At 71.2% G+C, this 10,988-nt stretch carries 9 protein-coding genes; 3 read left to right on the top strand and 6 right to left on the bottom strand.

Annotated elements, in window-relative coordinates:
- Positions 1-115 precede the first annotated feature (115 nt).
- Both D6689_07090 and D6689_07095 read left to right on the top strand, forming a co-directional pair.
- A complete protein-coding gene (locus D6689_07090) occupies positions 116-2,284 on the top strand; it encodes a VWA domain-containing protein (protein RMH42819.1) in 2,169 nt (722 codons plus the stop codon).
- Positions 2,285-2,398: 114 nt separating this feature from the next.
- Positions 2,399-2,908, top strand: coding sequence for a hypothetical protein (locus D6689_07095; GenBank protein ID RMH42820.1), 510 nt, complete (start codon positions 2,399-2,401; stop codon positions 2,906-2,908).
- 153 nt (positions 2,909-3,061) lie between these two features.
- Here the strand turns inward: D6689_07095 and D6689_07100 are convergent, their stop codons facing one another.
- From D6689_07100 to D6689_07125, 6 genes are all read right to left on the bottom strand, one after another.
- Positions 3,062-4,126: a TetR/AcrR family transcriptional regulator gene (locus D6689_07100; GenBank protein RMH42821.1), complete on the bottom strand. Its 1,065-nt coding sequence runs from the start codon at positions 4,124-4,126 to the stop codon at positions 3,062-3,064.
- The gene (locus D6689_07105) at positions 3,847-5,292 is read right to left on the bottom strand and encodes an aspartate aminotransferase family protein (GenBank protein ID RMH42822.1); all 1,446 of its coding nucleotides are present in this window, start codon (positions 5,290-5,292) and stop codon (positions 3,847-3,849) included. Before D6689_07105 ends, D6689_07100 begins: the two co-directional genes overlap by 280 nt.
- 164 nt (positions 5,293-5,456) lie before the next feature.
- Positions 5,457-6,293: an outer membrane beta-barrel domain-containing protein gene (locus D6689_07110; GenBank protein RMH42823.1), complete on the bottom strand. Its 837-nt coding sequence runs from the start codon at positions 6,291-6,293 to the stop codon at positions 5,457-5,459.
- Positions 6,294-6,497: 204 nt separating this feature from the next.
- Entirely contained in the window at positions 6,498-7,427 is a 930-nt protein-coding gene (locus D6689_07115) for an outer membrane beta-barrel domain-containing protein (protein ID RMH42824.1), read from the bottom strand.
- A gap of 159 nt (positions 7,428-7,586) precedes the next feature.
- Positions 7,587-8,867 carry a signal recognition particle-docking protein FtsY gene (ftsY, locus tag D6689_07120; GenBank protein ID RMH42825.1) on the bottom strand — a complete coding sequence of 427 codons (1,281 nt, stop codon included), beginning with the start codon at positions 8,865-8,867 and terminating at the stop codon, positions 7,587-7,589.
- Positions 8,868-8,877: 10 nt separating this feature from the next.
- Positions 8,878-10,617 carry a carboxypeptidase regulatory-like domain-containing protein gene (locus D6689_07125; protein ID RMH42826.1) on the bottom strand — a complete coding sequence of 580 codons (1,740 nt, stop codon included), beginning with the start codon at positions 10,615-10,617 and terminating at the stop codon, positions 8,878-8,880.
- 173 nt (positions 10,618-10,790) lie between these two features.
- On the opposite strand from D6689_07125, the gene D6689_07130 reads away from it, so the two are divergent.
- Positions 10,791-10,988: hypothetical protein (locus D6689_07130; protein ID RMH42827.1), on the top strand; the 198-nt coding region annotated here is incomplete at its 3' end.

Genomic DNA, 10,988 nt, shown 5'->3' on the forward strand with positions numbered 1-10,988 from the left:
ATGCCGCCCCCACGGCGCCCGCCGGCGCTCGGGTCGGCTGTCTCCATGTGGATGGCATTTCAAAAGGTTATGTGTGGCACGTCGTTTGTATTCGCTGTGCCGAAAGGAGTAGCTTATGGGCCGCCGACTGTTGTACGCCGCGCTGGTCGCCGCCCTCGCCGGGTGCGGGGGCGGTGGGGGCTCCGATCGCTCGGCCCCGGGAGCGGACGCCGGGATCGGCGATCTGCCCGATGAGGACGGCGACTCGATTGCCGACGAGCACGAGGGCCGCGCTTCGGGAACCGATACCGATGGCGACGGCGTGCCGGACTACCTGGACCCCGACTCGGACGACGACGGGATTCCCGACTACCGGGAAGCCGGCGACGACCGGACCGGCACGCCTCCGGTCGATTCCGACGGCGACGGCACGCCGGATTTTCGCGATACCGACTCCGACGACAACGGCCGCGCCGACGGCGTCGACGGGACCGAGGATCTCGATGGCGACGGCAAGGGTAACTTCGCCGACCTGGACGACGACGGCGACGGGATCCGCGACGTCGACGAGATCGGCCCGTCGGCGATGATGCCGCTCGACAGCGACGGCGACGGCCTGTTCGACTTTCAAGACATCGATTCTGACAACGACACGATCAAGGACCTGCACGAGGGCGTCGTCGACACCGACGGCGACGGAGTGCCGGCCTACCTCGACGACGACAGCGACGGCGATTGCATCCCCGACGCAGCCGAAGCGGGCGACGCCGACGTCGACACGCCGCCGGTCGATAGCGACGCCGACGGCAAGTTCGACTTTCTCGACTTCGACTCGGACAACGACGGACTCGTCGATCAGGCCGAGGACGTCAATTGCAACGGCTCGGCCGACGGCGGCGAGTCGTCGGCGACCAACCCGGACAGCGACGGCGACGGGATTTCGGATCTCGTCGAGACGGCCGCCGGCACGGATCCGAACGACCCCGGCGACAACCCGGCGGCCAACGGCGACTTCGTGTTCGAGGTGCCGTACATGAAGCCGCCGAACCCGCCCGACGACACGCTCGATTTCGCGACCGACGTGTCCCAGGCCGACGTGGTGTTTGCGATGGACACGACCGGGTCGATGGGCGGCGAGATCAACAACCTCAAGGCGTCCGTGTCGTCGCTGGTGACGCAGATCCGGGCGCAGGTGCCGAACATCGCGTTCGGCGTGGTGGAGTACCGCGACTTCCCCACGGGCGACTACGGGGTCGCCGGCGACTTTCCGTTCAAGCTGCGCCACCGGGTGATGACCGTCAACACCGGCGCGGGGCTGTCGTCGATCCAGTCTGCGGTCAACGGCTACAGCCTCGGCAACGGTGACGACACGCCCGAAAGCGGCTGGGAGGCGCTGTACCAGACGGCGTCGGGGGCGGGGATCGTTGCGGGTGGAGCCAACGTCCCGCCGTTCAACCCGGCGACGGCGCCGCCGGCGACCCCGCCGGCCGGAGAAAGCGTAGGGGCCATCGGCGGAGCGGGTTTCCGAACCGGCTCGCTGCCGATCGTCGTGTGGATGACGGATGCGTGCAGCCACAACTCCGACATCGGGCAGGCCAACAACTACTCGTTCTCCGGGCCGGCGCGCAGTACCACCGCGATCAACGCGCTGCTCGCGATCGGTGCCCGCGTCATCTCGGTCGTGTCGTCCGGCGACATCTGCACGCGGGACCAGCAGGCTCTCGGCGTCACGACCGCCACCGGGGCGGTCGTCCCGCCTTCGGCGTGGGGACCGGCAGGCAGCCGCCCGGCCGGTTGCTCGGTCGGCCAGTGCTGCACCGGCCAAAACGGCGCCGGCCAGGCACCGGACGGCACCGGCAACTGTCCGCTCGTGTTCCACATCGACGCCAACGGCAACGGGCTCGGCACGGCCACGGCCGACGCCGTCGAAGTGCTCACCGGCTTCGCGACCCTCGACATCGGCGCCGATGCGCAAGACGATCCGTCGGACGCGGTGGACGCGGTCGCCGAGTTCATCGATCGAATCGAGGCGAACCCGTCCGCGCCGGCGCCGTGTGCGTCTGGGCTCACGGCGATCGACGTGAATCCGGCCGACGGCGTCAACGACACGTTCGACGAGGTGACCCCCGGGACGACGGTCTGCTTCGACGTCGTGCCGAAGATGAACACGACCGTGCCGGCGCTCACGACGCCGCAGATGTTCAAGGCCACGGTCGTGGTGTCCGGCGACGGCGTGACGACGCTCGATACCCGCGACGTCTACTTCCTGGTGCCGCCAGAGATCCCCGACGAGCCGATCGAATGACGCGCCGTGGCTGCGCCGGTGGCAGCGATGCCAACTGCGTTGGCGGGCCGGGGCGCTAACGTGGCCGCCGGGCGCGGATCCCCGTTGGCCTCCGCGTTGCACTATGCTGGAGGTGTGCGCCGCGCGCCGCGGCGCCGCCGAAAGGTCACCATGTGGAACCCGTGGAGCGCCGTGGCCGGTGTCGCCGGTCGGACCCCGGAGTGGGCGAGCGGCAGCCATGCGTCGTCGCAGGGGTTTGCCGCCGGCTGGCGCGCGCGGGCGCTCGCCGCGCTGGTCGCGGTCGTCGCCATCGCCGGCACGGCCGGGTGCAACACGCCGTCGATTCCCATCCCGCCGCCGGACCCGGACCGGATGGTGTTCGCGGTCGACCCGGATGCGGGCACCGCGACGTTCGAATACGGGATTCAGCCGGAGTACGGCGGCGCGCAGGTGTACGTGCTCAACGAGGACCGCGGCGTCGGCGTGATCGATACCGCGCGCGCGGACGGTTCGGTCGGCCCGACGGCGCCGTTCGCGGGTACGCCGGGCGACCGGGTGCGCGTCACGTTCGACCTCGGCGACCAACTCGCGTCTACGTGCGTCGTGCTGGCGGATGGCGTGCCGGCGGGCGAGTGCGGCCCGTGAGGGCGGCTCGCTCGGCGCGGCTGTCGCGGCGCCGCCACTCAAGCGCCGGCCCGAGCGGTCGATGCGCCAGGTAGGGAGGCTGCCATGTACCGATCGATGAGCCGCCGAGGTGCCTGCGAGTGTTGTGGAGCCCTGGCCGAGCCGCACGACGCGCTACTCGTCGGTGGGGGCGTGCGGTGTGGGCGGTGCGCGCTGCTGCTCGACATCGCCGGGCATCTGGACCGCGCCGGCGGGGGCGCCGGCGTGCGCTGGCTTGCGGCGGTCCTCGCCGTCGCGTTGTGGGCGGTGGCCGGCAGCGGAGTGCTGATGGCCGCGGCCGCCGTGCTGCGTTGACGGCGCCGGCGCGCCGAGCGCGGCGAGCGCGGCCGCGGTAATGGTGTCGATACAACGCTCGCGCCCCCAGCGCGGCAACCCATCGCGCGCGAACCGTTCGCACAGCGCTTCGACCAGATGGAACAGCGTGAAGGCGGCGAGCGCGGGGTCGGCCTCGCGCCAAGGGCCTCTGCGCTCGGCCAACAGCCGCTCGACGGCGGCGACCACGGCGCGCTCGCCGGGACGATGGCCTACGCGCCGCTCGGCCGACGACAGCGCGTGCAGCACGCGGTACAGCGGGCCGTGCGCCACGTACAGGTCGAATACGGTCTCGACCACGCCGCGCGCGACCGCGGCGACGTCGGCGTCGGCGAGCGCCGCAAGCCGCGCGAGCACGGCGTCCGTTTCGACGGCCGATAGATCGTCGAGTAGTCGCTCCACGATCGCCTGCTTGTTCGGGAAGTACTCGTAGATGGAGCCGATGCCGACGCCGGCGGCGTCGGCGATGCGGTTCGTGTTGAAGCCGTCGGCGCCGGCGTCGATCAGCACGCGCCGAGCCGCGGCGAGGATGCGGTCCACGGTGGCCCGCGCGCGCGCCTGGCGCGGGCGGCGGCGAGCGGACGGCGTCACGCGGGCGGCCGATAGCGGTTGAGTTGGTTGTAGTACAGCGTGAGCACGCGGTTGCGCACGTCGCTCGGCAGTGGATCGAGCAGTTCCCAGACCTGGCCGAGCCGATCGCTGGGGGCACGCCCGCCGCCCAGGCCGGCCATCGCCAACAGCTGCTCGATGCCGCGGTCGTCGAGCTTGGCGAAGTCGACCGCGGACAGTGCGGCACGGACCGCGGACAGCGCGTCGTCGCCCGCGTCCGGTGCGGCCGCGCAGGCGTCCGCGAGGTCGGCCAGCCACGCATCGAGGCGCGATTCGACGGCCGGCGTGAGGTTCACGTGAAACGTGGCGGGCAGCGTGTCGGTGGAAAGCTGCGGATGCATCAACCAGCCGCGCCGCTTCATTTCGTCGCACAGGCGGAAGACGCTGTGGGTCTTCGACGCCACGGCGAACAGCGTCATCTCCGGCCGGCCCACGATCGTCAACCCGTCGATGGCGCCGATTCCGGCCGCGAACCGGTCGGCCATCGCGGCGAGCCTGCGCGCGATCGCCCGGTAGCCGGCGCGGCCCAGGTAGTGCAGCATCGCCCAGGTCGCGGCCATGGGCCCGCACGACTTGCTGCTGAGGATGGTCGGGTTGATGACCGCGTATCCCGGCCACGCCGAGTGGGTGAAGATCTGGTAGCGGCGCAGCTCCGGGGTTCGGTACAGCACGACCGACGCCCCCTTCGGGCACAAGGCGTACTTATGGAAGTCCATCGATATGGACGTCACCCCGGGCACGGAGAAGTCGAAGGGGGTGACGTCGCGGCCGAGCTCGCGAAAAAACGGCAGGAGAAACCCGCCAATGCACGCATCGACGTGCAGAAGGAGGCCGCGGTCGCGCGCGAGCGCCGCGATGTCGGGGATCGGATCGACCGCGCCGTGGGCGTAGCCGGGCGCCGAGGCGACGACGAGGGCGGTGCGGTGGCCGATCGCGGCCGCCATCGCGGCGACGTCGGCGCGGCAGGTGCGCGGATCGACCGGCGTGACGACCGCCTCGACATCGAAGTAGTGGGCCGCCTTGAAGAAACACGGGTGGGCGGTGGCCGGCAACACCATTTGCGGCCGCTCGATGCCGCGCTCGGCCCGCGCCCAGTCGCGCGCCGTCTTGACCGCGAGCAGGACGCTTTCCGTACCACCGCTGGTGAAGTTGCCGGTGACGTCGCCGTCGCCGCCGAGGTGGTGCGCCGCCATGGCGACGATCTCCGTCTCGAGGGCCAGCGCGCTGCGGACGACGGTCGGGTCGAGCGCGTTGTCCCACAGAAACGCCTGGTACGCGCGCTCGGCCACCGCCGCGGCGTCGTCGTCGGGGTGGAACACGAACGCCAGCGCGCCACCGCCGCGGGTGTCGAAGTCGCCGCGTTTGTGGGCCATGAGGTCGGCGAGGACGGCGTCGCGCGCGCGCCCAACTTCGGGAATGTCCATGGGGTTCGCCTCCGCTGCAGTGAATCCGAGTTATTGCTCGGATTTTGCGCGGGACCCGGGCCGCCGCGCAAGCCAAAACGGCGCGTGGACGCGGGGCGCTCCGCCGCGGTCGGCGGCGGCCGGGCGGCGGCCGCCGCCTGCGCGTGTTGCGGGCCGCGGGCCGCCTATGGCGTGCGCTTGGCCTTCGTCGGCAAAAACAGGGACACGCCGACGCCCGCGAAGAAGTGGTTGAGGAACCGGTCGTCGTCGCCGGTCACCGCCAGGTCGGCGTCGAAGTCGAGTCCCGAGGGGTTGTCCTGGAACCAGTAGTCGCGGAAGGCCAGATCGACCGCCACCCACTCATTGACGAACAGGTGGACGCCTCCGGCGAAGTACAGCCCGACCCGCGTGCCGTCGTTGAGCGGGTCGTCGTTGTTCGGGTCCCGATCGGGCGGGATGTTGTTGTCGAGATCCCCTTTGGGGTGCGGGTCGGGATTGAACGAACAGCACGAGTTGTCGAGTTTCGCGAAGGCGACGCCGCCGCTGAAGTAGAAGTCGAACGCGATGAATGCCTTCGCGAATGCCGCCAGCTTGCCGTACCACGGCGTCCAGTTGACGTATGCGGCGCCGTGCAGCTTGATGTCGTTGAGGTGCTCCTTGAACTCGGTGCGCGTCGGCGTCGGATCGCCGTCCGGGTAGGTGTCCTCCAGCGTGTCCAATATGCGCGTGGTCAACCCGGTGTTGACGCTGGTGCCGAACACGCCGACGGCGCCGAACGACCACATGTCCGACAGGTGGTATTCGGCCTTCAGGCCGCCGCCAATCGTGTGCTTGAAGTCGGCGTTGATCGATGTCTCGAACAGCGGCGACACCTCGAAGCGCTGCTTGACGAGCAGGATCCGGTGGCGCACCGCGGGCTGCCCGTCGAGGGGGCTCTTGCGGTCGGCGAGCGCGTCGGCCGGCACCGCGGCAACCGCCGCGCTCACGGCGATGGCACAGAGGAGACTGGCGAGATTCTTCATGGTCGACTCCTAGCGACGGCCGCGGCCCAGGAGGCTGTAGCGCACAGCCGCTGACTGCGGTCGCGATCTGCGGGCGATCTTCGGCGTACGTCCTCGCGCCCTTCGGTTACGTATGTGGATACGCGCCCTCGTGCGCTGCGGGCGTGCGCCGAACCTCGCCTCGCATTTCGCAACCTCGCTGGCGCGCCTATACACTGCAGCCTCCTAGCGGAAGGTGGTGTACTCGAACGACGTCGGGAACCAGAAGCTCACGCCCGCCTGGAACATGACGTTGTTCACCAGGGACGAGTCGGCCTCGTTGCGGGCCTGGTCCGGCGGGCTGGGCGCCGTACGGTCCGTGGACTCGAACTTGTCGAGGAATACGTAGTCGCGAATGCCGACGTGGACCGTGATGAACTTCGTGATGAAGAAGCGCATCGCCATGCCGACGTTCGGAGTGATCAGAAAGTTGTCGAACGGCAGCAGGGCCGGGTCGCGCGGGATCACCTCGGTCTGAGTAAAGCCGACGCCGAGCGTGAAGAACGACTCCCAGTGGACGATGTGCTCGTCGAGGACGGCGAACTTTCCGTAGATCGGCACGTAGTGGAAGTTCACAGAAGCGCCGTACTTGTACTTGTTGACGGTGGGAAGTCGCCGCGCCTGGCGAGCGACGAGATCGAACGGCTCGCGCAAGTTCTTGACGAAGTACTGGCCTTCGACGCCCACTGCGAGCACGTCGGTCAAGAAGTAGTTGATGCTGCCACCAAACATGTGGTGCTGGATGATGTTGTCGTTCATCGTGACGCCGTACGTCGGCAACAGCTCCACCCGGTGGACCTTCAAAAACGGCTTGCGCACGACGACGACGATGTCTTGCCATGACACGCGCGATTCGCCGAGCTTCTCCTCCTTGGCCGCGGCCTTCGCGGCCTTGGAGCCAGTGCCGGCGTCGAGGTCGAGCCCGAGGTCGTCGCCGCCGAGATCGCCGGTGTCGCCCTCGTCCGGCGGCGCCGGCTCGTCCGTGCTCGGCTGCTCGGAGGCCTCGTCGGTTTCGAAGGTCATTTCGGCGTCGTCGTCCTCCTTGTCTTGCGCCTTCGCGGACGACGGACCGAGCAACACCAGCGCGACCGCGACCGCGACGCGCGCCGTGACCAAAGGCTCGAAAATACGACGGCTCATCCCTCTCTCCGTGCTGTGGTCAAGGCTGAAAAACCTTGTAATTCTAGCGGTTTGCAGCCGTGTTCCAGGGTGGCGGCACTATAACACGCTGATTCTTCGCGCCACAACCTGTGATGGGGATCATTCACTGTCCGGTTAGGCGGCGTGAGCCGCCGGGTCCGGCGCATACAGCGCGTCGATGAAGGCGTCGGGATCGAACGGTCGCAGGTCGTCGACCTGCTCGCCGACGCCCACGTACCGCACCGGCACCTGTAACTCGTTGCAAATGCCCAAAATGACACCGCCTTTGGCGGTGCCGTCGAGCTTGGTGAGGACGATGCCGGTGATGTCCATGGCCTCCTTGAACATCTGCGCCTGGGCGATGGCGTTCTGCCCGGTGGTTGCATCGAGGACCAACCAGGTCTCGTGCGGCGCGCCAGGCAGCGCCTTGTCGCATACGCGGCGAACCTTCTTGAGTTCCTCCATGAGGTCGACCTTGGTGTGGAGGCGGCCGGCCGTGTCGGCGATGACGAGGTCGAAGCCGTCGTCGATGCCGCGGCGGATCGCGTCGAAGATGACCGCGGAGGGATCGGCGTTGGGTTTTCCGCGAACGACCGGCGCTCCGGCCCGCTCACCCCAGATTTCGAGCTGCTCGCCGGCCGCCGCGCGAAACGTGTCTCCCGCGGCCAGCAGCACCTTGGCGCCGCGCCGCGTGTGGAGCGCGGCCAGCTTGCCGATCGTGGTGGTCTTGCCGACCCCGTTGACGCCGATCGTGAGCAGCACGAAGGGCCGCGCGCGCGACCAGTCGACCGGCGGCGCGTCCACCGACAAGATGTCGCGCGACAGCCGTCGCAGCTCGGACCAGATCGCGTCGGCGTCGGCCAGCTCCGAGCGGGACAGCTTCGCTTTGATCTGCTGAAACAGCTTGTCGGCGGTGCGCGGGCCGATGTCCGCGGTGAGCAGCACTTCCTCGAGTTCGTCGAGGATGGATGCGTCGATCTGCTTGCGGAACAGCCGCCCGAGGCGCGCGACGAATCCGCCGCGGGTCTTGGCGAGGCCGCGCTCGAACGCGGCGCGGGCCTCGTCGTCGTCGGCGCGCGCAGCCGCGTCGCCGGTGTCGCGCTCGTCGTCCGCGTCGCGGTCGTCGCCGTCGGCGCGGTCGTCGCCCGCGTCGCGCTCGTCGCCCGCATCGCGCTCTTCGCCGGCGCCGGCGTCGCGGTCGCCGCCGGTATCGCGCTCGCCGCCGGTATCGCGCTCGCCGCCGGTATCGCGCTCGCCGCCGGCCGCACCGCGCGCGCGATCTCGATGGCCGCGGTCCTCGAGCCGGCCGGCGGCCGGTCGCGCGCCCACCTGTTTGCGGGCGGCGCGACGCACGCCGGCGACGAACAGCAGCACCGCGGCGATCGCCACCGCCGCGTATAGCAACTCGGTGCCCAAGACGGCCGGGTTATACCACCGCTTGCGACGCCTCCGCCCGCGCGGCGGCGCCCAGCGCGCGGGCCGACTCGACCGCCTCTTCGCCGGGAGGCGCCGGGCCGAAGTAGGTCCGCTCGACGAAGTCGGTGAGCGCGGCGAGCCGTGCCGCCGGCCGCATCGCGCGCACGGCGTCGAGGATCTGGCGCGGCGTCCACACGCCCCAGCGCGCGCCCGGCGGCAGCAGCGGCTCCGCGATCTCGCGGTACAGCGCGAACACGCGCTCGCGCACCGGAACGAGATCGATCCGCGCGCCGCGCAGGGCACCGCGGTGGGGGATCGCCACGGTGAACCGTTCGGAGCAATAGCCCGGGTGCGCCGCGGTCGCGCGCCACGGGCCGGCCGCGAGGTGCGCGATCGCGAACGCGCCGCGCGCGTCGGTCGCGACGTGGGCCGCGGCGCCGCCGGGGCCGGCCAGCTCGAGCCGCGCGCCGGCCAGCGGCCGGCCGGTCACGGCATCGACCACCGTGCCGGACAGCCCGAAGTCGTGCGCGCGCCGAATCGTGGAGACCAGCCCAGGGCGCGCCTCGCGCAGGCCGCCGCGCACCGGCTCGGGGCCGGCCGGCCGCGCCGGCCGCGGCGCGTCGCTTCCGCCCCGCGGCCGCATTCGCGCCAGCAGCGGCTCCCACGGGCGCGCTCGCATCAGCGCGAATGCGACCACGGCGGCGGCCGCCGCCGCGAACGCGGCGACCGTGTAGCGCATCGGGATCGGCTGGGGCTCGCGCACGCTCACCGGCACCGGGCGGCTGCGGGACGCATCGAACCAGGGCTCGGGCGGGTCGAACCGCGCCTGCACGGCGACCACGCCCGATCCCAACTCGGCGGCCGCGATCGCCGCCGAGAACCGGCCGCGGGCGTCGGTGACCGCCTCGGCGACCGGGCGGTCCGCCGCCCACAGGGTGACCGCCGCGCCGGAGAGCGGGGCGCCGTCGACGCGCGCGAGCACGCCGCGGACCTCGACGTCGTCCTCGTACGCGACGTCCGCGGGGCGCAGGTCCATCGCGAGCCGCGTGCCGGCGGTGACCAGGAGGTCGGCCTCGGCGGCGGCCACGTCGTAGGTCGCGTCGCCCGCAAACCGGGCCGACAGGCGCTTGCGGCCCGGTGCGCCGAGAACGTGCGCGGCGATCGCCGCCTCGGCGGCGCCGTCATCGTCGGTCGTCGCGCTGCCCGCGGACCGCGGCTGGCCGCCGGCGTCGGCGACTTCGAGCGCCACCGTCACCGCGACCGGGCCGGACGCGGTCCGCGCCTCGATGCGCACGTGCGCCGGCTCGCCCGCGCGCACCGCGCGGGGCGCCGCGAGCGCGAGCGACAGCGGCTCCTTCGCGACGTCGAACCCGCGCAGGTCGACGGCGGCCGGAGCGTACAGGTCGGTGCCGGCGAACCGCACGGCGAGGTCGTGCACGCCGTCGGCGACGCGCAGGCGGTGGCGGAACGCGCCGCGCTCGTCGGTCGTGGCGCGGTCGGGGACGCCGTCGACCTCGATGGCGACGTCGACCCACGGGACGCCTTCGCGCGCCGCCGGATCGATCAATTCGCCGCGGACTTCGACGCCGCCCGGCACCCGGAGCAGCGGTTCGAGGCGGATCGCGGTGCGCGCGCGCACCGTGACGCGCGGGGGCGCGGCCGCCGCGGCGGTCGCGATCGCCGCCAGCGACGCGGCCGCGAGCGCGCGGGTCGCCCGCTCGCCACCGCGCCGCGACAGCCGTGCAAACACCGCAAAAGATATAGCACGCGCCGCCGCTGGCGGCGGCCGCCAGGTTGGCGTGCCCCCCGCGCGCACCGCCGTGCTACCTTCGCACCGGCGTGCTCGCCGAACCCGACGCCCCACTATAGCTCGCCGCGCCACCCGCGCGGGCGCGACTTCTCGCGGCCGTCATCGGCTGCGGCGTGTGGACGATCGCGGCGACCGCCGCGGCGCACCCGGACGATTACATCGATGAGACATTCGTGTATCAGACCGTGGAACCCGGCGAGCTCGAGCTCGAGCTGTGGAGCGACGTGCGGGGAGGCAACGGGCGCGACACGAGTGCGCTGTACACGGGCGCCGTCGAGGTCGGTGTCACCGAGCGCTGGATGGTCGATTCG

The organism is Deltaproteobacteria bacterium, from assembly GCA_003696105.1.
Classification (GTDB): Bacteria; Myxococcota_A; Polyangia; order Haliangiales; family J016; genus J016.